Source organism: Xylanibacter brevis P6B11 (genome assembly GCF_000621825.1).
GTDB classification, from domain to species: Bacteria; Bacteroidota; Bacteroidia; order Bacteroidales; family Bacteroidaceae; genus Prevotella; species Prevotella brevis.
In genome coordinates this window covers 83,187-109,831 of record NZ_JHXG01000013.1, presented here as the reverse complement: position 1 = coordinate 109,831, position 26,645 = coordinate 83,187, and the positions used below count along the sequence as shown (strand labels likewise).

General features: G+C 48.5%; 20 protein-coding genes and 2 tRNA genes. 9 read left to right on the top strand and 13 right to left on the bottom strand.

The window, feature by feature from the left end:
- Positions 1-1,055 precede the first annotated feature (1,055 nt).
- From T496_RS0108850 to T496_RS0108840, 3 genes are read left to right on the top strand one after another with little or no spacing between them, the layout of a single operon-like run.
- Positions 1,056-2,399 carry a TolC family protein gene (locus T496_RS0108850; protein ID WP_044110932.1) on the top strand — a complete coding sequence of 448 codons (1,344 nt, stop codon included), beginning with the start codon at positions 1,056-1,058 and terminating at the stop codon, positions 2,397-2,399.
- A 4-nt stretch (positions 2,400-2,403) separates the two neighbouring features.
- Positions 2,404-3,432, top strand: coding sequence for an HlyD family secretion protein (locus tag T496_RS0108845; protein ID WP_027450436.1), 1,029 nt, complete (start codon positions 2,404-2,406; stop codon positions 3,430-3,432).
- A complete protein-coding gene (locus T496_RS0108840) occupies positions 3,432-5,063 on the top strand; it encodes a hypothetical protein (protein ID WP_027450435.1) in 1,632 nt (543 codons plus the stop codon). The genes T496_RS0108845 and T496_RS0108840 overlap by 1 nt, the downstream gene beginning before the upstream one ends.
- Before the next feature lie 649 nt (positions 5,064-5,712).
- Here T496_RS0108840 and T496_RS0108835 read toward each other — a convergent pair.
- The 7 genes from T496_RS0108835 to nth form a co-directional block, all read right to left on the bottom strand.
- Entirely contained in the window at positions 5,713-6,807 is a 1,095-nt protein-coding gene (locus tag T496_RS0108835; protein WP_155808793.1) for a transposase, read from the bottom strand.
- Between the two features lie 39 nt (positions 6,808-6,846).
- Positions 6,847-7,536 (bottom strand): DUF6563 family protein, encoded by a 690-nt coding sequence (locus T496_RS0108830; protein ID WP_027450433.1) that lies wholly within the window; start codon positions 7,534-7,536, stop codon positions 6,847-6,849.
- 36 nt (positions 7,537-7,572) lie between these two features.
- Positions 7,573-8,532 carry a glycoside hydrolase family 43 protein gene (locus T496_RS13790; RefSeq protein ID WP_081778482.1) on the bottom strand — a complete coding sequence of 320 codons (960 nt, stop codon included), beginning with the start codon at positions 8,530-8,532 and terminating at the stop codon, positions 7,573-7,575.
- Positions 8,533-8,643: 111 nt separating this feature from the next.
- Positions 8,644-9,915, bottom strand: a complete 1,272-nt coding sequence (locus tag T496_RS0108820) for a phosphoglycerate kinase (protein WP_027450432.1) — start codon at positions 9,913-9,915, stop codon at positions 8,644-8,646.
- Between the two features lie 187 nt (positions 9,916-10,102).
- On the bottom strand, positions 10,103-10,684 hold the full coding sequence (locus T496_RS13785) for a YiiX/YebB-like N1pC/P60 family cysteine hydrolase (RefSeq protein WP_052342149.1): 582 nt from the start codon (positions 10,682-10,684) through the stop codon (positions 10,103-10,105).
- 10 nt (positions 10,685-10,694) lie between these two features.
- Positions 10,695-12,764, bottom strand: coding sequence for a TonB-dependent receptor plug domain-containing protein (locus T496_RS0108810; protein WP_027450431.1), 2,070 nt, complete (start codon positions 12,762-12,764; stop codon positions 10,695-10,697).
- 38 nt (positions 12,765-12,802) lie between these two features.
- A complete protein-coding gene (gene nth, locus T496_RS0108805) occupies positions 12,803-13,456 on the bottom strand; it encodes an endonuclease III (RefSeq protein ID WP_027450430.1) in 654 nt (217 codons plus the stop codon).
- Between the two features lie 101 nt (positions 13,457-13,557).
- On the opposite strand from nth, the gene T496_RS0108800 reads away from it, so the two are divergent.
- Positions 13,558-16,683, top strand: coding sequence for a glycoside hydrolase family 2 TIM barrel-domain containing protein (locus T496_RS0108800; RefSeq protein WP_027450429.1), 3,126 nt, complete (start codon positions 13,558-13,560; stop codon positions 16,681-16,683).
- Positions 16,683-17,579 (top strand): esterase-like activity of phytase family protein, encoded by an 897-nt coding sequence (locus T496_RS0108795; RefSeq protein WP_052342148.1) that lies wholly within the window; start codon positions 16,683-16,685, stop codon positions 17,577-17,579. The genes T496_RS0108800 and T496_RS0108795 overlap by 1 nt, the downstream gene beginning before the upstream one ends.
- A gap of 49 nt (positions 17,580-17,628) precedes the next feature.
- On the opposite strand, the gene T496_RS0108790 is transcribed toward T496_RS0108795, so the two are convergent.
- Positions 17,629-17,701, bottom strand: a tRNA-Pro gene (locus T496_RS0108790).
- Positions 17,702-17,756: 55 nt separating this feature from the next.
- Positions 17,757-18,944, bottom strand: a complete 1,188-nt coding sequence (gene spt / locus T496_RS0108785) for a serine palmitoyltransferase (RefSeq protein WP_027450427.1) — start codon at positions 18,942-18,944, stop codon at positions 17,757-17,759.
- A 150-nt stretch (positions 18,945-19,094) separates the two neighbouring features.
- Here spt and T496_RS13780 point away from each other — a divergent pair, with 150 nt between their 5' ends.
- Together T496_RS13780 and T496_RS0108770 are read left to right on the top strand one after the other, a co-directional pair.
- Positions 19,095-20,054 (top strand): diacylglycerol/lipid kinase family protein, encoded by a 960-nt coding sequence (locus tag T496_RS13780; RefSeq protein ID WP_081783599.1) that lies wholly within the window; start codon positions 19,095-19,097, stop codon positions 20,052-20,054.
- Positions 20,055-20,313: 259 nt separating this feature from the next.
- Positions 20,314-20,385, top strand: a tRNA-Cys gene (locus tag T496_RS0108770).
- Between the two features lie 153 nt (positions 20,386-20,538).
- On the opposite strand, the gene T496_RS0108765 is transcribed toward T496_RS0108770, so the two are convergent.
- The 4 genes from T496_RS0108765 to T496_RS0108750 all read right to left on the bottom strand — a co-directional run bounded on the left by T496_RS0108765 (position 20,539) and on the right by T496_RS0108750 (position 24,036).
- Entirely contained in the window at positions 20,539-21,156 is a 618-nt protein-coding gene (locus T496_RS0108765) for a CatA-like O-acetyltransferase, family 2 (RefSeq protein ID WP_027450426.1), read from the bottom strand.
- A 37-nt stretch (positions 21,157-21,193) separates the two neighbouring features.
- Positions 21,194-22,366, bottom strand: a complete 1,173-nt coding sequence (locus T496_RS0108760) for an iron-containing alcohol dehydrogenase (RefSeq protein WP_027450425.1) — start codon at positions 22,364-22,366, stop codon at positions 21,194-21,196.
- A 30-nt stretch (positions 22,367-22,396) separates the two neighbouring features.
- Positions 22,397-22,960: a flavin reductase family protein gene (locus T496_RS0108755; RefSeq protein ID WP_027450424.1), complete on the bottom strand. Its 564-nt coding sequence runs from the start codon at positions 22,958-22,960 to the stop codon at positions 22,397-22,399.
- Between the two features lie 488 nt (positions 22,961-23,448).
- Positions 23,449-24,036: a YqiA/YcfP family alpha/beta fold hydrolase gene (locus T496_RS0108750; protein WP_027450423.1), complete on the bottom strand. Its 588-nt coding sequence runs from the start codon at positions 24,034-24,036 to the stop codon at positions 23,449-23,451.
- Positions 24,037-24,522: 486 nt separating this feature from the next.
- On the opposite strand from T496_RS0108750, the gene T496_RS0108745 reads away from it, so the two are divergent.
- Both T496_RS0108745 and T496_RS13770 read left to right on the top strand, forming a co-directional pair.
- The gene (locus T496_RS0108745; RefSeq protein WP_027450422.1) at positions 24,523-25,206 is read left to right on the top strand and encodes a response regulator; all 684 of its coding nucleotides are present in this window, start codon (positions 24,523-24,525) and stop codon (positions 25,204-25,206) included.
- The gene (locus T496_RS13770) at positions 25,184-26,629 is read left to right on the top strand and encodes a sensor histidine kinase (RefSeq protein ID WP_052342147.1); all 1,446 of its coding nucleotides are present in this window, start codon (positions 25,184-25,186) and stop codon (positions 26,627-26,629) included. Before T496_RS0108745 ends, T496_RS13770 begins: the two co-directional genes overlap by 23 nt.
- Positions 26,630-26,645 lie beyond the last annotated feature (16 nt).

Below are 26,645 nucleotides of genomic sequence, written 5' to 3'. Positions count from 1 at the left end.
GCAGACATCGGTGCCATACACCGAGTTGTGTTCCGCCATGTGCTTGCACAGCTCAGGGTAGGTCATGGTCTTCAGCGATACGATGCGGGCATAGACCTTGCCGAACATCTTAGAGTTTCTCATCTGGTTGACATAAGTTTTGTAAAGTACAGGCATAGTGTTAAGGTATTAAATGGTTAAAGTTAATTGTGATTTTGCCGAGGATTTCGTTTGGTGGCCCCATTCGTCCCGTTTGCCGGCATTAAACGCTCCGTTTGGCGCCTCCATCCTCCGTTCCTCAAATGTATCGCAAAGGTACTAAATAAATGCGAGGTGTGCAAATATACCGGCAACAAACCACCATTTTTCGAGGGTATTTTTTAGGGGTAAAATACAGAAAAATATATATCGGGTATTCTGTATGGAAAAGACACGGGAATTTACATCAAAACGTATTTTCGTATTTCGTACGTTCGTACGTTTTGATGTTTTTCAATGAACATAAATTTATATATTATATATAATATTATAATATTATATATAATATATAAATTTATAATGCCTTATAGCTTTCTTTCCCTTCTTATCGTGGAAAGTAAAAATATACCAAAACGTACGAACGTACGAAATACGAACGTACGAAACGATGGTTATATTCAACGTTTGTTTGCTTAGCAACAGCCTTACGTGATGTTGCCCGTTCTTTGTATTTTGTTTTAAAAAAGTTCTCGTTTTTGCTGTTTTTTTCGTACCTTTGACATCTTTGATGTCGAATTTACTTGGCACTCGGAAGAAAAAACAAACGAGTTTGCTTTGTTCTTCGCTCGTTTTTTTGTACCTTTGCACCGGTTTTTGGGATTTCGTAATTAATAGTGCTCGAAATTCTTCTCTAGATTTGTTCCCTAATCAGTGAGGTTTGTAGCGCATTGTGGCAAACGGGAAGTTTGTCCGAACCTTGATGGTTCATTATTCGTATTTCCGAGGGAAGGAATTCTTTAGTACGAGTAATGAAATTTAAGAGTATAAGTTTTTTATTAATGAGTAAACACAAGTATTTTTGTGCTCTGACTTTCTCTATGATAGTTGGAGTAGGTTGCTGTGTACCTACGTATGCGCAGCACAGAATGAGCCTTCAGTCGCTTTTCGACCTGGCTGACCAACAGAATCAGCGAATCAAGGTGAGCGAAGCTGCATTGAAGGCTGCAGAAGAAGGGGTTGTATCGGCTAAATCAGCCATGCTGCCAAGTGTTGAATTCAATCTGCAGGGCTCTTACACGGGCAATGCATTCCTGATGTCACGAGACTTTTCTGCCAGTGGCATTACAGAGTATATCGTTCCAGGATTAGGTCCTCAGCAGGTGCAGAATGGCAAGCAGCCCACACCGCATTGGGGCAACAGTTTCACGGCCCAGGCCTGTCAGGTAATCTATGCAGGTGGTGCCATCCACTCAGGCATTGAAATGGCAAAACTGGGTCGCCAATTGGCGGAACTTGATGTGGAGAAGAATCGTCAGGAGGTGCGTTTCTTGATTGCTGGCTATTTCCTAGATCTCTGCAAACTGCAGAACCAATTGCTGGTTATAGCGAAGAACATAGAACTGACAGAAAAGGTGATAGAACAAATGAAAGCGCGCCGTGAACAGGGAACTGTGTTGAAAAATGACCTGACGCGATACGAACTACAACTGCAGAGTCTTCTGCTGACAAAGACACAACTTAATGATGCAAAAGAGATTATTCGTTATCAGTTGAGTACAGCTATCCACCTGCCTGAGGGAGAGAATCTAGAAGTGGATACACAATCGCTTGAAAAGGAGGAGCTAGAGCTCAAGGCACTCACTTCCGAAGAGTCGTGGCAACAGATAGCTGCAGAAAAAAATATAGATATTCGCCAGGCTTCACTCGCCACAGAAATAACGGAACAGAAGATAAAAAATACGCGTGCCGCATCGCGACCCTCAGTGGCTGTGGTGGCAGAAAACAATCTGTTTGGCCCATACACCTCCGATCTGATTCCAAAAGATGCTAACATCAACGTGTGGTTTGTAGGCATTGGCGTGAAATACAATCTGTCAAGTCTATGGAAGAACAAGCATGCTATCCGGAAGGCGAAGCATGAAAATATCCAGGCGCTTGAGCGTGTAAAGTTAGCACACGAAGGCATTGGGAATGGGGTACAGGCAAGCTATACAAACTTGTTGACCAGCTCTGTGGAGGTTACCACGCAAGAAAAACAGGTGGAACTGGCAGATCAGAACTATGTGGTGGTAAAGAACCGCTATGACAACGACTTGGCTTTGCTTACCGATATGCTTGATGCCTCAAACATGAAGCTTTCTGCCGATATGGCTTTGGTGAATGCACGTATCAACATGCTTTATAACTATTTCAAACTTAAATATATAACAAATACACTTTAGCAAAATGGAAAAGAATAAGATTACAACTTATATTTATAATACAATAGTAATACTCTGCATCGTATGTGGTGCCGTTTATGCTGCCAGCCAGTTTATGCATTTCGGAGGTGGCGAGGTTACAGACAATGCTCGTGTGTGCCAGAATATCGTGCCCCAGAACTGTCGCGTGCAGGGCTTTATACGTGAGGTGCGCTTTACCGAATTTCAGGAGGTGAAGAAAGGCGATACACTTGTTGTCATTGAAGATGCCGAGTTTCGTCTTCGCTTGGCGCAGGCAGAGGCAGACCTTACCCGTGCCGAGCACGGGTCGCAGGGCACAGCAAGCAGCATCCATACCACCAAGACCAGTATCAGCGTGACCGAAGCAGGCATCGAAGCCGCTCGTGTGCAGATGGAGAATGCCAAGAGGGAGGATGCCCGTTTTCAGAAACTGCTGGAGCAGGATGCCGTTACACAACAGCAGTATGACAATGTCCATACGGGTTATCTGAGTGCTAAGGCAGGATATGAGCAGGCGCTCCGCTCGCGCAACACGCAGACGGCCGTTGTGGCAGAGCAGGGATATCATCTCTCAGCCTCAGAGGCAGCCATAGAGCTGGCACGTGCGCAGGTGGAGATTGCCCGGCTGAACCTCTCGTATTGCTATATCATTGCCACTTGCGATGGTGTGGTGGGCAGCAAGGATATTCATGTGGGACAGTTGGTCAACCCCGGTCAGACCATGGTGAGCATCGTCGATAAGCATGAGAAATGGGTGGAGGCCAACTATCAGGAGTCGCAGATGCCGCATATCAAGGTGGGCGATAAAGTGCGCTTTGCTGCCGATGCCGTTCCCGATGTGGAATATACAGGGGTGGTAGAGCGTATCAGCGATGCCACAGGAAGTGCGTTCTCGCTGATTCCTATCGACAATGCCATAGGCAATTTCGTCAAAGTGGAGCAGCGTATGACGGTACGCGTGCGGATTGATGCCTGCGATGAACTGCAGAAGTTGCATGGTGGTTATAACGTGGTTTGTAAGGTAGAAGAGTAATGGGAAAACTGACTGAATTTTTGATGAAGGCACCGTCACCACCTGCTGGCATGCCTTTCTGTATGCCGATGATGAAAGGGTGGGTGCCTCGCCAGTTGCAGCCCTGGATTTACGTCTTGACGGCTCTGTGCTTCCAGTTCTCTGGAGGTATGTATCTGGGTGCCCTCGATGAGATTCGCGGCACCACCAACTTCATGATAGAGGATGTGATGTTCCTGCTCTATGCCACGCTTGCAGGTATGGCCATGTGGTTCCCGATGCTGTTCAGGATGAAGTTCCGCTTCACCAATCAGCAGCTGCTGTGCACCTCGGCCATCGTGATGGGCATCTGCAACGTTATCACGATGCATAGCCACTCGATGCCAGTACTCGTTGTGGCATGTTTCATTGCAGGTATTGCCAAGATTCAAGGCACGTTCGAGTGCATGAGCAACATCCAGCTGTGGATAACGCCAAGGCGCGACTTCGCCGTCTTCTTCCCCGTGCTCCACATCATACTCCTTACTGCCATCGAGGGCAGCGGATGGCTTGCAGCCTGGATGGGGCACCATTTCACTTGGCAGATGATGCACGCTTTTACCGTAGGCACCATGTCGTTCGTGCTGCTCACGCAGATGGTCTTGTGTCGTCCGTTCTGTCCTATGCCCAACAGATTTTCGCTGAAGGGTACCGACTGGCAGGGCGCACTCCTCATCTGCGTCACGATGCTCCTGTTCTCATATATCTTCGTCTATGGAGATCATTACAGGTGGATGGCCAGCCAGCATATCAGAGTGGCGGGAGCTTTTACACTCCTCTTTGCAGGACTTACCCTTTACCGGCTGATTCACAATCGCTATCCATACGTAGAACTCCGACTGTTGAAATGCCGCAACGTGGTACCCATTCTCATCGTAACTATATTGGCAGAGTTGGCTTTCGGTGCTGAGCATACACTGGAGGAGATACTCTACACAGAGGTCATCGGACTGGAAGAACTGACTAAGGAAAGTCAGTATATGTGGGCATTGCCTGGCATGTTTCTGGGTATAGCACTTGACCTCTACTGGCTGAAGGTTCAGAAGTGGAAGGTGTGGAAACTGATAGGCATCAGTTTTCTGTCTATCTTTGCATACGCCTTGCTTATGTACACCACGGTGGGTATGAGTGTGAACATCGAGCAATACCGGCTGGCCATCATGCTGCGCGGCTTTGGTTATGGTGTGCTTGCCCCAACCCTGATGTGGGCCTTAGACGAGTCGGTGCCCAGTCTTGAGATGTTCTTCATGGGCTTGTTCGTGTTCAACATTCCGCACATGTATCTGGGCGGTGCCATGGGTTATGGTTTCTATACCACCATCTTCTCACATTTCCTGAATGAGGACATGATGCACTACGGTCGCCAGCTGACACTCACCAACCTCGACCTCTCGCAATTTGATTTAGGAGCCTTCATGGGCGACAGCTATCTGCACTCCATGATGCTTGTAGCCATCAAGCAGGTGTATGGCTACGTCATATGGTTTGCCCTGCTCCTGGCATCCATCTTCTTGTTGTGCGATATTCCCGCTGTAAGAACAAACATCCGTAAAGTGCCCCTATGGCCGGTGTTGGCGATAGAATATCTGTCAAGGAAACATAAGTCAGAGTGATTGTTTTATCACAAATCTAATAAAAAGTTCCCCTCCTTTTTCAGGAGGGGATTTTTGTTCTTATCAGTTTGTAATAGTGCCACTTTTTGTAACTTATAGTGCCTCTATTTGGAGGTTAAAGTGCTCGTTTTCGTACGAGTTGCCTGTTATAACTGGACCATGATGCTTCCAACTGAGGTCTAGGTACTAAAATTGCGAAGCACTAATATGCGTGCCAAGTACAGGGAAAGCATCGGAACAGGGGGGGTAAAACATGTCTTTTTCGGCTTTTTAGAACAGTAATTTGATACATTTTGTGCCCTTTCCTGAGTTAGATATCTCAGGTGCCTTTGATTTGCTGATATCGTATCTCGTTGATTATTAGCTTTTTAGATAAAAATAAATGGTTGCTAATGTGGCCTTGTGTTCCAGTTCCAGTTGTTCCAGTTTTGTTTTTGGTTGTTCTGTTACCCCTATTTCTATATATAACTATCTATATATTAATTAGTTATGAATATATAATAAGGGTTTTTGTCCCTCAAATTTTAATTGGAACAACTGGAACTGGAACAAAGTGCTCTTGAATTACACTTCCTCTACAAGGCCTCTAAGTGCTATGCAAATCTCGTTGTAACCGCCGAGGGCATATCGCTCGAACGATAAGCGGTATTCAGTTTTTGATTGCTGACTGACTCATCGCCATGCTTGTTGTATGCCCAACGGCACAAACAGCTTCCGCCAGACGATTGAGGTAATGGAAGCGTTCGTAGTCACTTGCGAAGGAGGGTAAGTCCTCGGGCCATGGAGCCATGATAAGTAGCGTCCCTGAAGCGCAAGCTTCGAAACGACTTCGTTCAGGTTTCCAGAATTTGCCAATAGGCTCAGATTGTACGTGTATTAGGCGAAGCCCTTGTTGCAAAGCTATGTTCTTTATGCGCTTCTCACATTCAGAGATACCAGGGGTGACAAGTACATCGCCACTCCTTGCTGACGATATGAGCCGTTCGCGTTCTTCCTTCCAAAAAGTGGTTTGTTCTGTGGGTACGTCATCTGTTTTGCGATGGAAGAAAACCTGATGTTTCTCGGGTTGGCGAAGCAAAAGCATATTACCGAAGGCGCTGTAACGAATGCCGTCAATGGCGATACAAAGGGCGTGCTGAAACAGATTCGGATATTCGCGACGCATCATGAGGCGGCGTGGGTTGTCGCGCAGGTAGTGCTTCCAGTTCTCCAGTTGTCCGTCGCGCATAAGGATATGGTCGTTGTAGTTAGGCTCAAAAAGGGATGGGCGCTTCTCTGAGGCTGACGCCCCAGACACGGTGACTGTTGAAGCACTTCTTGCCATCGTGGTGCCCGTCTCACCTTTCACCACTGTGGCTGAGGCGTTAGCCTCTGCCATTCCTGTCAATTGCCACCAAGCACGGCTGACCCCGCCTTTGAATGCGCCGATGATAATGCCGAGGTGCTTGCCTTCTGGCAACGGCGCGTTGATACGCACAATCATGTGTAGATGGTCAGGCATTAGACATACCTGCCAAATGGCAACCATCGGGTAGTAGTGGTGTATTTTCGGAATCTCATTGTTAAGCACCGCCAGACCAAGGGGCGAAGGTTTGAGGTGGGGTGCTTCGCCTTCATACTTAGTGCTTCCAACAAGCTTGCCAAAGACAGGCAGTCTATCTGCAACAACCATAGTCACCTCGTATGTCCCTGGTATGGCATAGTCGTGCCCATACATGCGTCGTGTCTGACAGTTTTCCTTCATTGCTCCCTTCTTTACTTTAATTAGGGGATAGTCCCTTGATCACTTGTAGGTCGAGGTCCATAAAAGACCTGCTTTTTCAAGAATAGGTATTACATAAGAGGCTAATAGACGTTTACTTTTGTTTTTTTCAGAGTAGAATTCCTTTTTTAGGTCTTCACGGTCTGCCATGAATATATCCATCATCTCATCGTTTAGCATACGTGCATTAATAAAACCATTGCGATTTTCGCCAGAAGAAATGACGTAGCATACTTGTCTAACAGACTTACTACTTGTTGCAGCAGCAATGGCAGCACCACCGACGGCTCCAAACATTATCCCCATGGCTACAATATCTCCTTTTATTTTGCCAAGGTTCATTTTATTCACAAAGAGCATACTATGCTTTCCTATTCTCTTGGTTGGGGTATAGCCGTTCCCAAAATGTACGTCAGAATAAATTAGTTTGCGACAATTAACATAAAGAGTGTCATTCTTCTTAACGATAAAGGCTTTTTTCTTAAGTATCTTATCTGAGGCTTTATTGCCTGTGGTAAACGTGTGACGATTACCGTTCCACAATGATTTTGGATTATTACTGGGCTTTTCATTTATCAAAGTGTCTAACGGAATCCATTTGTCATTCATGAAGTCCTCATAGGTGTTGCAATAAGCACACTGAGCACTTATTGAGTTCACGTTTAAAAACAAGACGACACTAAATAACAGTTGTATGAATCTATTTGTCATGTTATTTGAATGGTTGATTAATAAAGGTAATTGCTTCTATTTCTTTTTCACCCACCCGTCGGGGGTTATCTCTAAGGGGAAGAGGACGGCCTTGCGACCTTCCTTGTAGCGACCTTTGTAGTAGGCGTGGCAGAGGTAGTACATGCGACCATCGGGGGTGCGGGTCATGGTGCCGTGACCACAGCTCTGCATGATGCGGCCATCGCCCTCGAGGATGGGGTTGTGCTCGTATTTCTCCCACGGTCCTTGCAGACTGTGGCTGCGGGCTACGCTGACGGCATAGTCGCTCTGAGGCGAACAGCAGTCGCGGATGGAGTAGAGGATGTACCACCAGTCGCCCTGACGGAAGATACATTGGCCTTCCATGCCCTGGCGCTCGTCGTCGCGCAGAAGGGTGAAGGGCTCGCCCTGCAGGTGGAGACCGTCGTCGCTGAGTCGCTGGCAGAGCAACTCTATGGGACGATGGCTGGGGTCGAGACCATAGGCCTTCCATGAGATGTAGAGCTGGGTGCCGTCGCGGAAGACGTAGGCGTCGATGGCTTCGTTGGTGGTTCGGATGAGTGGACCGTAGTCCTTGAACTTACCCTCAGGACCTTCCGCCATCGCTACGCCGATGCAGCTGGTACCGTCGCTTTTCTGACGGGCTGTGTAGTAGCACATGGTGCGACCTGAGAGGTCGAAGAGCTCGGGTGCCCAGAAGCTGCCACTGGTCCATGATGGCCACTCTTCGAAGATGTAGCCCATGGGTTCCCACGTCTGCAGGTCCTTGGAACGGAAACGGGGGTAGGCCTGTGCCTTGTTGCCTGAGGTGGCAGCAGCATAGTAGGTGTCGCCTACGCGGATGACGGAAGGGTCGGGCACGTCGGCATCGATGACGGGGTTTTTGGCAAAAAGGGTGCCTGTGCGGGTGTCGTCACCATATATAAACTCGTAGGCATGGGCGAGCGTGGTGGCCGACAATAGTAATGTGAATAGGAAAAGTCGTAAAAGTTTCATCAGTCTAAGGTTTTTATGTTTTGAAGAAGAAGAAAAAAGCCGCCCAAGGTTTATGGCCCTGGACGGCATTCTTATGAAAAAATTAAGAAATTGCCCTAAGGGGACAGTATCTTATTCGCCTTTGATTGCAGCTACACCGGGAAGAACCTTACCCTCGATGGCCTCGAGAAGAGCACCACCACCAGTAGAGATGTAAGATACCTGATCGGCCAGACCGAACTTGTTGACACAAGCTACAGAGTCACCACCACCAATCAGAGAGAAGGCACCGTTCTTGGTAGCTTCAGCGATAGCGTCGCCGATGGCACGTGAACCAGCGGTGAAGGCGTCGCACTCGAATACACCGGCAGGACCGTTCCACAGGATGGTCTTAGCACCCTTGATAGCCTCGGCAAATGCCTTCTGGCTCTCAGGACCTGCGTCAACACCCTCGAAACCAGCGGGAACCTTGTTGGCAGGGCAGGTGATGATCTCTGCACCTTCCTTCACAGTCATGGTGCCGAAGTCGAGACCGTTGGTAGCGGTGCAGTCGCTGCCCAAAACCAGCTCTACGCCGTTCTTCTTAGCCAGCTCCTCTACGCCCAGAGCTACATCCAGCTTATCGAGCTCAACGATTGAATCGCCAATCTCACCATTGTGAGCCTTAGCGAAGGTGTAGGTCATACCACCACAGAGGATGAGCTTATCAACCTTACCGAGCAGGTTCTCGATGATACCAATCTTAGAAGATACCTTAGAACCACCCATGATGGCAACGAAAGGACGCTTGATGTTAGAGAGTACAGCATCTACAGCCTGCACCTCTTTCTCCATCAGCAGACCCAGCATCTTGTTGTCTGCATCGAAGTAGTCGGCGATAACGGCAGTAGAGGCGTGCTTACGGTGAGCTGTACCGAAGGCGTCCATTACGTAGCAGTCAGCGTAAGAAGCCAGAGTCTTAGCAAACTCCTTCTGGCTGGCCTTCATGGCCTTCTTAGCCTCGTCGTACTCAGGAGTACCTTTCTCTACACCTACAGGCTTACCCTCTTCCTCGGGGTAGAAACGCAGGTTTTCGAGCAGCAGAGCCTCGCCCATCTTCAGAGCCTTGGCAGCGTCGGCAGCCTTAGCGCAGTCGGGAGCGAAAGCAACGGGAACGCCCAGAGCCTTCTCAACAGCCTCGCGGATCTGACCCAGAGACTTCTTTGCGTCTACCTTACCTTTGGGCTTACCCATGTGGCTCATGATGATGGTAGCACCACCGTCAGCCAGAATCTTCTTCAGGGTAGGCAGGGCACCGCGGATACGGGTGTCGTCTGTGATCTTTCCATTCTCATCGAGGGGTACGTTGAAGTCTACACGTACGATTGCCTTCTTACCGGCAAAGTTGAATTCGTTGATAGTCATAATGTTTATAATTTAAAAATATTTTGTGACTTTTTGGGCAACGGGATAGGCCCGTTTTCGTTAAAACGAGAGCAAAGTTACTAAGAATAGCTGACAAATTGTAGGGTAGAATGAATAATTTAATACTTTTTTGCTAATCTATTATATATAATGTAAAGCTGAGTTGGCAAAAGTATTCTCTTTCGTTTTATCGCATTCGTCCAATAATGCGCACCACGGAGCGCTTGGCCAGTTCGGAGGGATGACTGCCTGGCTGTCCTTCGGGTACGTCGATGCCACGTGCGGCATAGTACTGCTGCCAGTGGTCGAGTATGCGTCCTGTGGCGTCGTGAAACGACAGGGGGACGGGGCGGAAGATAAGTTGGTTGAGGCTGTCCACAAACGACAATTGTACAAGCTCAGAACAGTAAATCTCCTTGTTGTTGGGTAGGAACAGGTAGTCGTAGGGACGGCCCAGAAGACTCCGTGCGTTGTTCAATGAGCGCTGCAGGTCGAAGGGAACTGTGATGCGTCCTATGAGGTAGTGGCCGTCGGCAGGTAGCGAATCAACAGAAGTGATGACCACGCCCCGATGGGTGGCCTCGATCAAACTGTCGGTACCAAGGGCGATGGCTACATGCTCGATAAGGTCGCCACGCACCTGCGTAATGGCGGTGGGGCTCTCTTTGACGTGGAAGAGTAGGTCGCCCGGCTGAAGCTGCTGGGCAGCAGCACCGATGCCGTAGAGCACCGATGCTGCCGTCAGCAGTAGAGTATGTATCGTGTTCATAGTCTGTGAATTAGATGTTGAAACGATACTTAGCGCCAATGGTGAGCCATAGGCCCGGCTGGCGCACGTTGCCAAAGTCCACGCAGTGACTGCCAAACAGGTTGTTGACCTCGGCATAGAGTGTGTAGCTGGGAGCAGTCCATGATAGGCGCGTATCCACCACGTCATAGGTGTGGTAGGGTATTACAATACCTGCGTTGGTGGTATAGTTGCCAGCTCGTTTCTGCAGACGATATTTCACGTCGAGGCTCAAACGCTCTACGATGGGCATGTGTAACTGGCCCACTAGTTTGTGGCGTAGGTATTCAAGTGTGGATTGCGACTCAATTTGGTGCTGTCCCACCTTGTCTTCGTCTATGTAGCTGTAGGCTACCTGCAGCGTGGCACCAGGCAGGGGTAGTAGCCTATGCAGCTGCAACGTGGCAGAGGTCTCAAAGCCTAGCGTATTGACCTTCGTATAGTTGACACTACGCCACACAGGTTCGGCCTCGGTGGGGTCCAGAATCCAGTCGATCATCTGGCGACAGTGGTTGTGATAGATGCTGGCTTGCGCCGTGAGCAGCGAGGAACTGTATTTCACTCCGCCCTCTACGGCCTGCAGCTCCTCGGGCTTCAGATATTTATCGGCCTTATGTCCGCCTACGCTATAGTATAGTTCTGTGAACGAAGGCATGCGTAGCGAGGCATTGTAGGAGGCATACAGTTTCCAGCCTTTGCCCAGTCGCAGGCTGGCATCGATGCCCGGATAAATGGTGAACGGCATCTCGTTCCAGGTGTTTTTCACGGCAATGAAACCAGCCGACAGCGTGAAGCGCTTCAGCAGCAGGTTGTGCTCTAGGTGGAACGAGAGGTTGGAGCGGTTCAGGCCGTACTTATAATCGCGGAAAGGTGCATTCAGTGGCTCGCCCAGATTGCCACTGACAATGTCTTCGTTGCGAAACTCACCGCCAAAGGCCGTGCGGCCTGCTGCCCAGTCGAAGTAGCAGTTGAGGTTGATGCCGAAAGCATCGGTGCGATGATGGTTGAAAGGAACCAGGTCTTCCGATCCGCGAATCAGTTCGAAGCGGTCGTAGCCGCGATTCCAGTAGATGGCAGGCTTCAGGTGCAGACGGCCCGATGTCTCGCCCTGAATGGCTGTGAAGAACTTCAGCGTCTGCTCATACTGCTCGTCGAAACGTCCACTGTAGAACGTGTTGGAACCGAAGCCTTTAGCGCTAAGACCAGCGTGCCACTGTAGCTGCATCGCCTGGTCGGCGTAGCCTCCCTGATAGAACACCTTGCCGCCCGTGTAGTCGCTGTTCAGGTGGCCAGCAGCAGAGCGTTGGTAGCCATCACTGCGCGTATAGGTGGCAGAGAGGGAAGATGTGAGCTGGTCGGCGTGAGGCGTTAGGGCATAGCGGCCTGCTGCCGACAGATAGCCAAAGGAACCGCCCTCCAGTCGCACCTGACCGTTGTAATCCCGTTCGAGGGACGCTTCTGGTGCCTGACTGGTGACGATGTTGATGGCGCCTACCAGCGACGAAGCGCCATAGACGCGGGCAGCAGGGCCTTCGAGCACCTCGATGCGCAGAATGTCGGCCACATCACAGGGCAAATCGAACGCATTGTGACCCGTCTGGGCGTCGCAGATGTTGATGCCATTCAGCAGAACGGCAATCTGCTCGTAGCTGCCGCCACGAATGCTGACATCGGTCTGGGCACCGATGGGGCCTCGCTGTCGAACATCGACGCCCACAGCCATCTTCAGTAAATCGTTAATACTTTGTACTGGCGCCGCCTGAATTTCCTCGCGGCTCAGTACAGTGACCATTCTTGCTGCCTGTCCAAGGGCAAGCGGAGCGCGTGAGCCAGTGACCTCGACATCTTCGAGCGTCGCCTCTTTGTCAACAGACTCGGTGTTGTCTGTCTTCTCAGTCTTGGTGCTCACCTCGTCGGTAGCGGCCGTAGCCGACTGAAGGGTGGCAGCGCTGAGAACGCCAATGACAACCACGCGTCCCAGACAGGCAAAGAGGGAGTAGCCCTTCCGCTGGAATTGGCGGAAGACGATGACCTCGCGCTTGTTAAAATTGGGTTTGTACATGATTGATTTTAAAAAATGAAATAAAAAAAAGTGGAACTTTAGTGTTCCAGTCTCGAATCTTCTATAAGTTTTGGACAAAGATCGTGGAGACCACATTTGTTGCAATGAGGTGAACGCGACGTACAAACGTAGCGTCCGTGGAGCAACAGCCAGTGGTGGGCTAATGGTATGTCACTCAGTGGAATATGTTTCGTGAGCTTTAGTTCTACTTTATAGGGCGTATTGTCGCTTTTGCTGACCAATCCTAAGCGATGACTGACGCGATAGACATGGGTATCGACAGCCATCGTTGACTTGCCGAAAGCCACGGCCTGAATGACGTTGGCCGTCTTGCGGCCAACCCCAGGGAGGGCTGTCAGCTGGTTCATGTCCATCGGCACTTCGCCATCATGCTTCTCGACGAGCATGCGTGCCATTGCCGCCAAATGGCGTGCTTTGGCATTGGGGTAGCTGACACTGCGAATGTATTCGTAGATGTCGTCAACATCAGCCTTGGCCATGGATTTAGCATCAGGATATTGGTGGAAAAGGGCGGGCGTTACCTGGTTGATGCGCTTATCGGTGCACTGAGCACTCAGGATGACAGCCACCAACAATTGAAAAATGCTGCCAAACTCCAGCTCAGTATTTACTTCAGGCATCTCTTTTCGGAAGTAATCAAGCACTTGTCTGTAACGCTCTTCTCGTTTCATGTGGGCAAAGGTACTAAAAAAAGGTTGAAAAGTTCTAATTGTTACCGAATTTCTGTTTATTTTTCGTATTTTTGCAGCATAAAACCTAATTATTAAATATAATGCTGAAACAAATTGTAATGTCAATGGTCTGCATGACAGCGATAGGCTCACATGCGGCCAAAGTAAAGAGCCCTGTCTGGATGGATCCGCAGGTGAACCAAGTGAATCGTGAAGCACGACGTGCCGCATTCTTCGCCTTCGAGAGTACAGAGCTGGCAAGGCAGAATGATAAGTCGAAGTCTTCGCGCTATTTGTCGATGGAAGGCAAGTGGCGATTCAACTTTGTGAAAGACCATAACCAGGCCCCCAAGAATTTCTATTCGCTGCAGTATGACGACTCGGAGTGGGTGGATTTTCCCGTGCCAGGACTCTTTGAGCTGGAGGGTTATGGCGACAAGATCTACAAGAATACGGGCTACTCGTGGGCTACCACCTTCGAGAGTAATCCGCCCTATATCTCGGAGACCAACAACTATACGGGCTCTTATCGCCGTGAGTTCGTGCTGCCACAGGACTGGAACGGACAAGAGGTGTTCTTCCATGTAGGCTCGGCCACGAGCAACCTTTCGCTTTGGGTCAACGGCAAGTATGTGGGCTATAGCGAGGATGCCAAGGTGGCAGCTGAGTTTAACATCACCAAATATCTGAAAAAAGGCAAGAACCTGATAGCCATGCAGGTGATGCGCTGGTGTGATGGATCATATCTGGAGGATCAGGACTTCTGGCGCTTCACAGGTATAGCCCGCGAGGTGTATCTCTATGCACGTCCTAAGGTGCATATCAAGAATCTCGTGGTGAATGGCGACTGGGACAGTGAGAAGAAGTTGGGCGCCATTGACTATACGATTGATGTGGCCAACCCATCGGGTGTCAACCTGGAGGTGACGCTGCAGAAGCCTAATGGCGAAACCATCTTCAAGCACGATGGACATAAATGGCCCTATTATCAGCACGAGAACTTCATCCTGAACTATAACGATGTGGAGCCGTGGTCGGCAGAGACACCACGCCTGTATGATTTCTGTGTGACTCTGAAGAAGGGTGGAAAGGTGCTGGAGGTTGTGAAGCAGCGCATCGGTTTCCGCCGTATTGAGATTAAGGGAGGACAATTGCTGGTGAACGGACAGCCCATCCTGATTAAGGGCGCCGATCGTCATGAGCTGGATCCTGATGGCGGCTATATCGTGAGTGTGGATAGAATGATAGAGGATATCAAGATCATGAAGCAGCTGAACATCAATGCTGTGCGTACTTGTCACTATCCTGATGATCCTCGCTGGTATGACCTCTGTGATGAGTATGGTATCTACCTGACTGCTGAGTCTAATCTGGAGAGTCATGGCATGGGCTATGGTGATAAGACACTGGCCAAGAACCCTGACTTTGCCAAGGCTCACATAGAGCGTCAGGAGGGCAATGTGTGCTCGTTTATCAATCACCCTTCTGTCATCGTCTGGTCACTGGGCAACGAGGCTGGCTATGGTCCTAACTTCGAGAAGGCCTACGACTGGGTGAAGGCGCAGGACAAGACACGTCCCTGTCAGTATGAGCAGGCACGCCAGAATGGCAAGACGGATATCTTCTGTCCGATGTACTACGACTATGATGGATGTGAGAAGTATGCCCAGGGCGACAATCCTCGTCCACTGATTCAGTGTGAGTATGCACATGCCATGGGCAACTCGATGGGTGGTTTCAAAGAGTATTGGGACCTGATTCGTAAATATGCCAAGTATCAGGGTGGCTATATCTGGGACTTCGTGGATCAGGGTATGCGCGACAAGAGCCCTGTCACGGGTCGTGAGATATTCACTTATGGTGGTGACTACGGCAAGTATCCTGCCTCTGACTATAACTTCAATTGTAATGGTATCATTGCTCCCGATCGCCGACTGAATCCACATGCCTATGAGGTGGGATATTACTATCAGAACGTGTGGGTGAAGGATGTGGACCTGAAGAACGGTAAGTTTGAGGTTTACAACGAGAACTTCTTCAAGACGCTCGACGACTTGGACCTCGTCTGCTTGTTGTTGCCTGATGGTGAGACTAACAATGCCTACCTCGTGACTCAGTTCCCTGACTTCAAGAACATTGCTCCTCAGGAGCGCAAGGTTATTGAATCAGCCCAACTGAAAGAGGCGATTGCAGAATTTACCAAGAAGTATCCTAACCGTGAGCTGACTGCCAACTTCTACTTCCGTGCACGTCGTTCTCAGCCTCTCATCAAGCAGGGACAGGTGATGGCAAAGCAGCAGTTCATTGTGAGCGGCTATCAGTATCCTGACCTTTCGGCCGAGTCAAAGAAAGCAGCTGTAGATAAGGAGGAAACCAATAGTTACGTGAAGCTATCGGCCAATGGTACCGACCTCTACGTAGGCAAGTGGTCTGGCTGGATTGACTATCTGACTGTAGATGGCAAAGAGATGTTGCAGTTCCGCGAGAGTGTGACACCTGAGTTCTGGCGCGCGCCAACAGATAATGACTATGGTGCAGGTTTGCAGCGCAACTTCCGCACTTGGCAGCATCCCGACATGAAACTGCAGGACGTTCGTGTTGACGAGAATACTGTAGTGGCTACCTTCGATATGAAGGACCAGCACGCTAAGCTCACCATGACCTATACACTGACCGCAGAGGGCGAGGTCGTTGTTCGCGAACAGCTCTCTACGGAGAAAGACGCTAAGGTATCAGAGCTGTTCCGCTTCGGTATGCAGTTGCAGATGCCTCAGCAATACGCTCAGGTGATGTATTATGGTCGTGGTCCGGTAGAGAACTATATTGACCGTAATTCTTCAGAGTTTATCGGTATGTATTTGAACGACGTTCAGGACGAATATTTCGAGTATGTGCGTCCTCAGGAGAGTGGCAACCACACCGATGTGCGCTGGTTCCAGGTGCTCAACAAAGAGGGCAGGGGACTCTGTTTCTACTCAAATGCTCCGATGGAGGCCTCGGCTCTGCCTTATACCACAGGCCAGTTGGATGACGGTGAGCAGAAGGATAAGGCATGGGGACGCCACAGTGGTGATCTCGTGCCATCGGGTATGACGTCTGTTCATATTCAGCAGCGTCAGCTCGGCATGGGATGTGTCAACTCATGGGGCGCTTGGCCCCGCAGCGAGTATCGTCTGCCTTACAAGGACTATGACTTTACCTTCGCTATTAAGCCCATCAAGAAATAATGTTGAATACAAGATTCGTAATGATAGCGGTACTCATGGTGCCGCTATCACTTTTTTCTCAGAGATTCCAGAAGTTTCCACGCGAGATACCGGCAGGAAACTATAGTGGCATTTGTGCTATCGGCGACGACTGTTATGCTGTGGTTAGTGATAAGGCTGATGAGGACGGCTTCTTTGTTTTCAAGATGCAGATAGACACGCTTCGTGGCAAAATTCGTAAAGTGGAGAATCGGGGCTTCAGAAAGAGCGGATTGCCTAATCGTGATATGGAGGGCGTTTGCTATTGTCCGTCGTCAAACTCTTTGTTTATCTCTGGCGAACGCGATAATGAGGTCTTTGAGTATACGTTAGACGGACAGCGTACAGGACGGCGCTTGGCATTGCCAGAGGTGTTTCGTAGAGCTGAAAGCAACTATGGTCTTGAGGCGCTGACATACGACCGAGTCAGACATTTGTTTTTCACCACTACAGAACATCCGTTGAAGGGCGATAGCGTGTTGCGCATACAGAGTTTTGCAGACAATCTTCTGCCAGCCAAACAGTATTTCTATCGGCCAGACGATCCCCAGGGAAAGGTTTACCTTCATGGCGTTTCTGAATTGTGCGCCCTGAGCGATGGCCGCTTGCTGGTGGTAGAGCGCCAGGTGTACGTCCCTCGGCTGAAGATTGGAGCGAAGTCTATAGTGCGTGTTTATGCTGTGTATCCAGGTGATTCTGCCTGTCTTGAAAAGCATCTGGTAAAAGAGATCCGTACACGCCTGACTCTGACAAAGCGCAAATTTGCCAATGTCGAAGGCATGTGTGAGATTGCTTCAGGTCTATGGATGATGGTGGCAGATTCTCAAGATCAGTATAAAGGTGTTCTTCGCGACTGGTTCCTGCTGATGAAGGAATAAAAAAATAAGCCGCTAACTTTGAAAGTTAACGGCTTTCTTTTTGCTTTTGTCGAGGTGACAGGACTCGAACCTGCGACAGCCTGGTCCCAAACCAGGAACGCTACCAACTGCGCTACACCTCGTTTTTGCGGGTGCAAAGGTACACAATTTTTGTGACCCTTGCAAATTTTTCCGCAATTATTTTATGATTCCTTGCTCAACAAAGATCTTTTTCAGTGCAATTACCGACTGTTCTACCTGTTCTTCGGTGTGTGTAGCCATCAGAGCATAGCGAACCAGCGTGTCCTGAGGTGCACATGCAGGAGGTATCACAGGATTGATAAATACACCAGCATTAAAGGCAAGAGCTGTTACAAGGAATGTCTTGTCAACATCACGCACGTAGAGTGGGATGATGGGGCTCTCTGTGTCGCCAATCTCGAAACCTTCCTCGCGGAAACGCTTCAGGGCGTAGCGAGTCACTTTCCACAACTTCTCAATACGCTCGGGTTCATTCTGGATGATGTGCAGGGCTTCCATTGCGGCAGCTGTAGCTGCAGGCGTGTTAGAGGCTGAGAAGATATAGGTGCGACAGGTGTGGCGCAACCAGTTGATGGTGTCGGCATCGGCTGTGATGAAACCACCGATAGAGGCGAGCGACTTAGAGAAGGTACCCATGATGAGGTCAACCTCGTCGGTCAGTCCGAAGTGGTCGCAAACGCCACGACCCTGACGTCCGAATACGCCTACACCGTGTGCTTCGTCAACCATGATTGAGCAGTTGTACTTGTGCTTCAGCTTAACAATCTCTGGCAGTTTGCAGAGGTCGCCCTCCATAGAGAATACACCATCAACAACGATGAGCTTAATAGCTTCCTGAGGCAGCTTCTGAAGTACGCGCTCCAGGTCTTCCATATCATTGTGCTTGTAGTGCAGCTGCTTGGCAAAAGCCAAACGGCGTCCGTCAACGATAGAGGCGTGGTCACGATCGTCACAAATCACGTAATCGTCCTTGCTCAGAAGGGCAGGGATGACACCCTGGTTTACGCTGAATCCGGTAGAGAAGCACAGACAGTCGTCCTTGCCAATGAACTTGGCAATCTCTTTCTCCAACTGGATATGGATATCAAGTGTACCATTGAGGAAACGACTTCCAGCACAACCTGTACCATATTTCTCCAAAGCTTCCTTAGCTTTGTCTATAATGCGCTGGTCACCTGTAAGACCTGTGTAGGCATTAGAACCAAACATCAGAACTTTGTGGCCTCCCATCTCAACCTCAGTTCCCTGTTTGCCAGTGATGGCACGGAAATAAGGATAGATTCCTTTTGCCATTGCCTCCTGAGGTATGCGATACGATTTGTATCTTTCTTGTAATTGTCCCATATTCTTGTTTATAGGTATTTGCTTTTTACAGGCTGCAAAGTTACACAAAATTCTGTAAAACGTGCCATTTTTTCTCAATAAAAGTGCTTTTTCATGATTTTTATCATCTTTTCTCCTTTTATTCTCTCTTATTTTTGTAATTTTGCAAACATGCAAGATAAGAAACAACAGATAGTTTTCATCGTAAATCCAATTTCCGGTACGCGTTCGAAAGAGGGACTTGAGGAACTGATTGCCTCTGTGATTGATGCTGACAGGTACGACTGGAAGCTGGTGAAGACGGAGCGTGCGGGGCATGCTTCCGAGATAGCCAGTGAGTGTGCCGACAGGGGTGTCGATATCTGTGTGGCTGTAGGTGGCGATGGTACAGTGAACGAGGTGGCCAGCGCCCTGACAGAGAAAAGCACTGCGTTGGGCATTATTCCTTGTGGTTCTGGCAACGGACTGGCTCGACATATGCGTATTCCGATGAATATGAAAGGGGCATTAGAGATTATCAATCAGGGACATATCGAGGCCTTCGACTATGGAAAGGTGGGCGGACATCCGTTCTTTTGTACCTGTGGCATGGGCTTTGATGCTTTCATCTCGTTGAAGTTTGCTGAGGCTGGCAAACGCGGGCTGACAACCTACGTTGAGAATGTGCTGAAAGAGGGCTTGAAATACCAACCAGACGTCTATACCGTAACAGACGAATCTGGCACACATAGCTATGAGGCTTTCTTGATCGCATGTGCCAACGCAGCCCAATATGGCAACAATGCCTATATAGCTCCAGGCGCCTCGATGCAGGATGGACTTCTGGATGTGATTATCATGGAGCCGTTCAGCATGTTGGAGGCACCAGGCATCGCACTTGATATGTTTGCAAAGACGCTTCCAAACAATTCTCGCATCAAGACCTTCCAAGCCCGAAAGATTCATATCCATCGTCAGAAGGAGGGAGCCGTCCACTACGATGGCGACCCCACCATCATGGGAACAGACATCGATGTGGAGATTGTTTCTCGTGGGCTTCGAGCTGTGGTGAACCCAGCGTGCATAGAGGATGCCTCGCATCCTACCAGAATGATGAATGCCATCAGTGCTTTCTTCCATAAAATCATATAATAATTATTAAAAGGTACGCGAACTATATTATTTATATGCAAACAGCTTTGGTTTTTATCATCTTGATTGCTGCTTTGGCGTATGCTTTATGGCGCATCTATCAGGTGTTTCTAGAACGCAATAATCCCTGTTATGGATGCCCTGGATGCGACCTGAAGAACAAAATTGATAGAAAACAAGCCTGCGACAAGAAAAAAGTGGCAGAAAAATTTGGCAATCCCAAAAATATATAGTACCTTTGCACTCGCAAAAAAACAATGGTGCCTTGGATGAGTGGCTTAGTCAACGGTCTGCAAAACCGTCTACGGCGGTTCGAATCCGCCAGGCACCTCGCAGTAAAACTCCGAAACTCCGATAAACAAAGGGCTTCGGAGTTTTTGTTTTCCCAGCAATCAAAAGAATGTAGCGCAAATGACGCGCCATAAAAAAGCAGGACTAAAAAGATAAGTCCTGCTTTGTTGTTACATCGAAAACGTACTTTTATCTATAATCGATTGATTTCCGCCTGAAGATTGTTCAGGAAGCGACAGGCGTGCAAGCCGTCCATCTGTGCGTGGTGGAACTGAAAACTGATGGGCAGCGTGGTCTTGAACAGACTTCTGCGATACCTTCCCCAAACTGCAAAGGGATTATTCAGCGTACCTGAGTATTGGTTCACGATGATGTCCAATTCGGTGTGAGGCAGTGCCGAAGTGCCTATTACCATGTAGCCATCTAGCGACAGTATTTCGCACTTATCTATAGCAAGTGCAGTGAGACGTTGGTAGTCGGCATCAAACGTCCGAATGTTATCGGAGTAGGGGATGTCACACATGCTGATGCCGCCTTTTTTGTCTATCACTATCACGTTAATAGCTAACTTGTCGTATCGGTACATCTTGCCGTTTTCTGGCAAAAGGTAGAACTCATCTATCGTGCTGGCAGCTTTACCGATGCACCAACACAGCAACGTGTTAAACTTGATGTCCATGCGTTTGCTCGCCTTGCGTAGTTTGCCTACGTTGAACGTCTTAACGACGGTCACCATTGGCTGCGTTGATGATATCCACCAGTTGAATGCGTTGCGCCTGCTTGTCTCGTTTGGATTTATTTCCGTTTTCATCTGTATTTTGTCAATTACTCAAAGCATGCAATGAATATTACATGCTCTCCTTCAGAATCTCCGTGATGTCGCCCTTCGTCAGATTCAGGTAACCTGCGGGATAGACCACGGTAGTCTCGGTGATGCCAGGAATCATTTCGGCAGTGGCACCCAGTTCGCTGATGGTCAGCGGCAGACCAATCTCCAGCATCCATGCCTTCAGGGCCTGCAGACCTGCTTCGGCAATCTGCTCGTCGGTCATTCCTTCGCCACTGATATTCCATACGTTCTTGGCGAAACGCACAAACTTAGGCAGTCCGTTCTGCATGGCGCGACGATAGTAGGCCATCGATACAGAAGCCAGTGCATAGCCGTGAGGGGCGTGCGTCCAGGCACCCACGCTGTGACCAATCATGTGTACCATCCAGTCTTCCTTCTTGCCCAGTCCGATGAGGGTGTTCAGTGCCCATGTGGCTGTCCACATGATGTTAGAGCGTGCCTCGTAGTCCTGTGGGTTCTTGACAGCGATGCGGCTGCTCTGTATCAGTGAGCGCATCAGTCCCTCAGAGAGGTAGTCGCTGGTGTTGTCGTCGAAGTCCGAGAAGTATTGCTCCATGATGTGGTTCATGATGTCGTATATGCCAGCCTTCATCTGGTTCTCGGGCACAGTCATGGTGAACTTAGGGTTGAGAATAGAGAACTTAGGCATCAGTCGGCTGTCGAACACGTGGCCCACCTTGAATGTGTGCTCAGCATCAGTAATCACCGTGCCGGCATTCATCTCCGAACCAGTGCCAGCCATCGTCAGGATGCAGCCCACGGGCAGCAGTCGCTGATCCTTAGCAGGGTTCTGCTGCTTCAGCCAGAACTGGTCCCAATAGTCGCCCTCGTAATAGACAGATGCTGCCACTGCTTTCGAATAGTCGCACACGCTGCCACCGCCCAGAGCGATAATCAGGTCCACCTCATTCTCGCGGGCAATATTCACGCCCTCATGCAGTTTCTCTAATGTGGGATTGGTCATCACACCGGGGTTCTCAATGATGGTCTTGCCAGCTTCTTTCAGTATAGCCACCACCTGATCGTAGATACCATTGCGCTTCACGCTACCGCTGCCATAGTTCAGCAGCACCACGGGGCCATATCCTTTCAGTTCGTCCTTGAGGAAGTTCAGGGATTCATCACCAAAATAAAGTTTGGTGGGATTGTAATAAGAAAAATTTCCAAGCATATTTTAAAATCTTTTTTTTAGTAATTAATTCTATTTCAGTTGTTTGCCATCGGCAAAAGCCTTGCCAACGGTCTCACCCAGTTGGATGTAGGTGTGATGAACGGGGTCGAGGGTGATCAGTCCCATCTTTGCAACATCGGGCTTGCCATCTTCAGCCAGATACCTCTCGTCGCAGAGGATGTTCACGATTTCTGCAATGAGGTAGCAGCCCGTCTCGCTCTCGTCAATCTTCTGCTTCACGCGGCATTCCAGTGTCATCGGAAACTCTTTGAAAATAGGTGCGTTGATGTTGGGCGCCTTCTCGATGGTCCATCCCGTTCTTTCCATCTTGTCGGGTGTGTTCCTGCCGCTCACGATGCCTACATAGTCGGAGGCCATCATCGTCTCAGCAGTAGCAAAAGTCACGGTGAACTCGGGATTCTTGGCCAGATTATCTGTCGTCTGATGTGAACCAAGCGAGATGATGATTTCCTTCATATCCCATTGGCCGCCCCATGCCGCATTCATGGCATTGGGTTTGCCTTCTTGATCATACGTTCCGATAACCATTACTGGCTGTGGCAGTAGCCACGCATTTGATTTAAAGCTCTTCATAGTCTTTTTTGTATTATACCATTAATTGTTCATCTTAGAACACTTGTGTTATCGTAGCTTTTGTATTGCAGCTTTGTTTTTATCCTTTTCGCCAACAAATTTAAGTAATTTCTTTCAATAATTGTTTGTTTAGGTTCAAATTTCAACAAAAAAATGGATTTTTGAACAATTCATAACAATAGGCAAAGAAAGATGTCTTGAATTAGCAGCTGATAGTTTTACTTTCTCAGGCTAATAGTTAAGCTTCTCTATTGGGAAACCTTAGCTATTAAATCGGGTCTAGGGGCTGGAGAATGTCATTCCAGGGGCTGGATCGGTCGGATCCAGGGGCTGTATCAGCTCGTTCTAGGGGCTAGATGCTTCGGGGCCAGGGGCTAGATCCGACCCAAAAGCGTTAGTATTGCAAGTCAATAGTGGCACTTTTACTTTTTAATAGTGCCACTATAAGGGCCTAAAAGTGGCCGAAATGATGCTTGACATGCTTTATGTCATTTCATCAGCATCTTCTCAATTAATGGAACATACCAGGTGCGTACTTCCTCGGCTGTTGGGGTGTGAGCACCTGGGAAATGGAATGAGTGGTTGTAATGCTCCAGAAACATCGGTTCGAAGTGAGCCAGCGTGTCTTGCTCTCCAAATAAGCCCCATACTTTGTCCTTATAATAGGGATTGCAATAGCTGAACTGAACATTTTCCAATTCAGAAAACTCCTGTATCAACGCTTCATCGATGACAAACTGCTGGTTGCCGTCCTTGCGTGGTGACTTGTATTCATGCTCTCCGATGCGTTCCTTCAGAAATGCTGTCATCTGGAAATGTGGGTTGCCAAGTAGGGCAGGGATGTCAACGATGGGTGCCAGCATCTGGGCATAGAAAGAGCCACAGCTATTACCCACCAGCAGGTCGGGATGTTCCCTGTCACAGATGTCTCGGATTTCCTCCAGTGCCATCTGTGGATGTATTGGCAAATCGGGAGTGAGCACCTCTGCACGTCCTTCGAATGCCTCGCTCAGCGCCACAGCGGGCACGCATTGACCGCTGGCAAAGAATCCGTGCAGGAATAATATCTTTTTCATTGACAGTTTATTTCTTTATTCAAACTTTTGCTGTCCGTTTTATGATTGATTTTCTGGTGTTCTCAAGCAATAGGGCAACTTGCCATGTTTGCGATGATGAGCAACACATGCGCAGCATTTTCCGTGCCGAACACATTGCTTGGGACATGGACATTCGAAATAGTTGGTCTCGCCAACTGTTGATGATCTGTGTGGACAATTCATAGTCTTCTAATTATTGTTTTTGCAAAGATACAGATAATACAGCATTCTGCAATAATTTTTTAGGCAGATTTAAGTGTATTTATGTAATAGTTGGCATTAGGCGAAGACGCAACAAAAACTTCATCGTGAAGAATGAAGAGATTTACACCTTGATAGGCTCGAAAGATAATTCAAATATTTATGAAAGTAGCTGTATTGTTGAGATTTAATAATATTGTAATACAAATCCTATTTTATCTCGGAAATAATCTGTAACTTTGTGCCTAGAAATACAGAAGACTCATGAAGATACTTGTTGTGGATGATGAGCAGGATATCTGTGAGATACTGCAATATAACCTCGAGAACGAAGGTTTTGAGGTAGTTACTGCCTATTCAGCAGAGGAGGCACTAGAACTGTCTCTACAAGATTTTACGCTTATTCTGCTGGATGTTATGATGGGAGAAATGTCTGGGTTCCAGATGGCACGCAGACTCAAGAACAATCCTGCTACAGCACAGATTCCCATTATCTTCATTACGGCACTCGATAGTGAGGATAATTTGGTAAAAGGACTAAATATCGGTGCAGACGACTATATTGCTAAGCCATTGGGTATGAAGGAAGTGAAGGCCAGGGTTAAAGCTGTACTCAGACGTACTCAATCGCAACAAAATGGTCCGACTGCTGTAGATAATCATATTGCCTACGAAGGAATTATGGTTGATCTGAATGCCAAGAGTGTTGTATGCGACGGAAAGGAATTGGAATTCACCAAACTGGAATTTGAATTATTATCTTTTTTTCTCCAGCATCCCAACACGGTGTTTTCTAGGGAAGACTTATTAAAGTATTGTTGGCCAAATGATGTGCTGGTGGGAGATCGTACGGTGGACGTGAACATCACCAGATTACGTAAAAAGATAGGCCATTATGGTAAACAGATAAAAACACGTGTGGGCTATGGCTACTGCTTCGAAAAGTAAATCCTTTCAGCGTAATCTGCTGCTGAGCATCGGCGGCGTGTTCCTGCTCTTTGCTACATGTTTCAGCGTATATCAGTATAAGCGTGAAAAGGAGTATAAGATTGATATTCTTCATTCACGACTGCAGATGTACAACTATGAGATGGTGCAGACTGTCGGTAAGGATAGTATGAGCTGTAGCCGACGTTTTCGCGATTATGTCGTGCATCATCAGATGGAGGGACTGCGAGTGTCTGTGATAGACAAGGCAGGACGGGTCATCTTTGATAGCTATGATACTGATGTGGAAGCATTGGGAAACCATCTGCAGAGAACAGAGATCCAGCAGGCCTTGCAAGAGGGTAGTGGTTATGATATCAAGCGAATGTCACAGTCAACCCACGAGACCTACTTCTATTCAGCCACTCGTTTTGGCGATGTGATTGTGCGTGCTGCCGTACCATATTCAGCAGAGCTGACGCGTTCGTTGCAGGCAGACAATACTTTTATTTATTATTCAGGCGTTCTCACCCTGTTGTTAGGCATTGTTCTCTACTATATCACTCATCGTATCAGCCGACACATTGGTTACCTGCGTGAATTTGCCGTGAAGGCTGAAGAAGGTGAAAAACTTGACCACGAACTGGAACGTCGGCTGCCAGATGATGAATTGGGTGATATCAGTCACACGATCATCATGTTGTATTGGAAACTACGTCATTCTGAAGAAGAGAAAGTGCGTATCAAGCGACAACTTACTCAGAATGCCGCTCATGAGTTGAAGACACCTGCCGCCAGCATACATGGCTACTTGGAGAGCATCTTGGATAATCGCGATATGCCTGAAGATAAGAAGAAACACTTCCTGGAACGCTGTTATGCCCAAAGTGAACGCATGAACAAACTACTGCTAGACATGAGTGCGCTCACCAAACTGGATGAGATAGACGACAACCGCTCTGAGGCACGACAGAATTATCGCCCTGTGGATGTGTTGCAGATCATACAGAGTGTGCTGGATGATACGGCCCTGCAACTTCAGGAAAAGGGCATCGCTCCATCACTCCAACTTCCTCAGCATATAGAAGTGCTGGGCGATCAGAGTCTGATATACAGCATATTCCGCAACCTGATAGACAATGCAATTGCATATGCCACAGGTGCATCGTTCCTGAAGATTACTTGTACTGAGGCGGAAAATGAAGGTCGCCACTTCTACGAATTTAATGTAAGCGACAATGGCCAAGGCGTGGAGGCGCAGCATCGTGAGCACCTGTTTGAGCGTTTCTACCGCGTGGATAAGGGACGCTCGCGCAAATTGGGTGGCACAGGTCTGGGACTTGCCATCGTAAAAAATGCAGTTGCTGCCCATGGTGGACAAGCAACTGCACTTGCTACTCCTGGCGGTGGACTCACCATCAGGTTTACCCTTGCACGTTTCTAATCATTCAGAATGATAA

Excerpts from the sequence above, each read along its gene's own strand:
- T496_RS0108850 (WP_044110932.1), top strand. The coding sequence starts at position 1,056 with ATGATAGTTGGAGTAGGTTGCTGTGTACCTACGTATGCGCAGCACAGA.
- T496_RS0108845 (WP_027450436.1), top strand. The coding sequence starts at position 2,404 with ATGGAAAAGAATAAGATTACAACTTATATTTATAATACAATAGTAATA.
- T496_RS0108840 (WP_027450435.1), top strand. The coding sequence starts at position 3,432 with ATGGGAAAACTGACTGAATTTTTGATGAAGGCACCGTCACCACCTGCT.
- T496_RS0108835 (WP_155808793.1), bottom strand. The coding sequence starts at position 6,807 with ATGAAGGAAAACTGTCAGACACGACGCATGTATGGGCACGACTATGCC.
- T496_RS0108830 (WP_027450433.1), bottom strand. The coding sequence starts at position 7,536 with ATGACAAATAGATTCATACAACTGTTATTTAGTGTCGTCTTGTTTTTA.
- T496_RS13790 (WP_081778482.1), bottom strand. The coding sequence starts at position 8,532 with ATGAAACTTTTACGACTTTTCCTATTCACATTACTATTGTCGGCCACC.
- T496_RS0108820 (WP_027450432.1), bottom strand. The coding sequence starts at position 9,915 with ATGACTATCAACGAATTCAACTTTGCCGGTAAGAAGGCAATCGTACGT.
- T496_RS13785 (WP_052342149.1), bottom strand. The coding sequence starts at position 10,684 with ATGAACACGATACATACTCTACTGCTGACGGCAGCATCGGTGCTCTAC.
- T496_RS0108810 (WP_027450431.1), bottom strand. The coding sequence starts at position 12,764 with ATGTACAAACCCAATTTTAACAAGCGCGAGGTCATCGTCTTCCGCCAA.
- nth (WP_027450430.1), bottom strand. The coding sequence starts at position 13,456 with ATGAAACGAGAAGAGCGTTACAGACAAGTGCTTGATTACTTCCGAAAA.
- T496_RS0108800 (WP_027450429.1), top strand. The coding sequence starts at position 13,558 with ATGCTGAAACAAATTGTAATGTCAATGGTCTGCATGACAGCGATAGGC.
- T496_RS0108795 (WP_052342148.1), top strand. The coding sequence starts at position 16,683 with ATGTTGAATACAAGATTCGTAATGATAGCGGTACTCATGGTGCCGCTA.
- spt (WP_027450427.1), bottom strand. The coding sequence starts at position 18,944 with ATGGGACAATTACAAGAAAGATACAAATCGTATCGCATACCTCAGGAG.
- T496_RS13780 (WP_081783599.1), top strand. The coding sequence starts at position 19,095 with ATGCAAGATAAGAAACAACAGATAGTTTTCATCGTAAATCCAATTTCC.
- T496_RS0108765 (WP_027450426.1), bottom strand. The coding sequence starts at position 21,156 with ATGAAAACGGAAATAAATCCAAACGAGACAAGCAGGCGCAACGCATTC.
- T496_RS0108760 (WP_027450425.1), bottom strand. The coding sequence starts at position 22,366 with ATGCTTGGAAATTTTTCTTATTACAATCCCACCAAACTTTATTTTGGT.
- T496_RS0108755 (WP_027450424.1), bottom strand. The coding sequence starts at position 22,960 with ATGAAGAGCTTTAAATCAAATGCGTGGCTACTGCCACAGCCAGTAATG.
- T496_RS0108750 (WP_027450423.1), bottom strand. The coding sequence starts at position 24,036 with ATGAAAAAGATATTATTCCTGCACGGATTCTTTGCCAGCGGTCAATGC.
- T496_RS0108745 (WP_027450422.1), top strand. The coding sequence starts at position 24,523 with ATGAAGATACTTGTTGTGGATGATGAGCAGGATATCTGTGAGATACTG.
- T496_RS13770 (WP_052342147.1), top strand. The coding sequence starts at position 25,184 with ATGGCTACTGCTTCGAAAAGTAAATCCTTTCAGCGTAATCTGCTGCTG.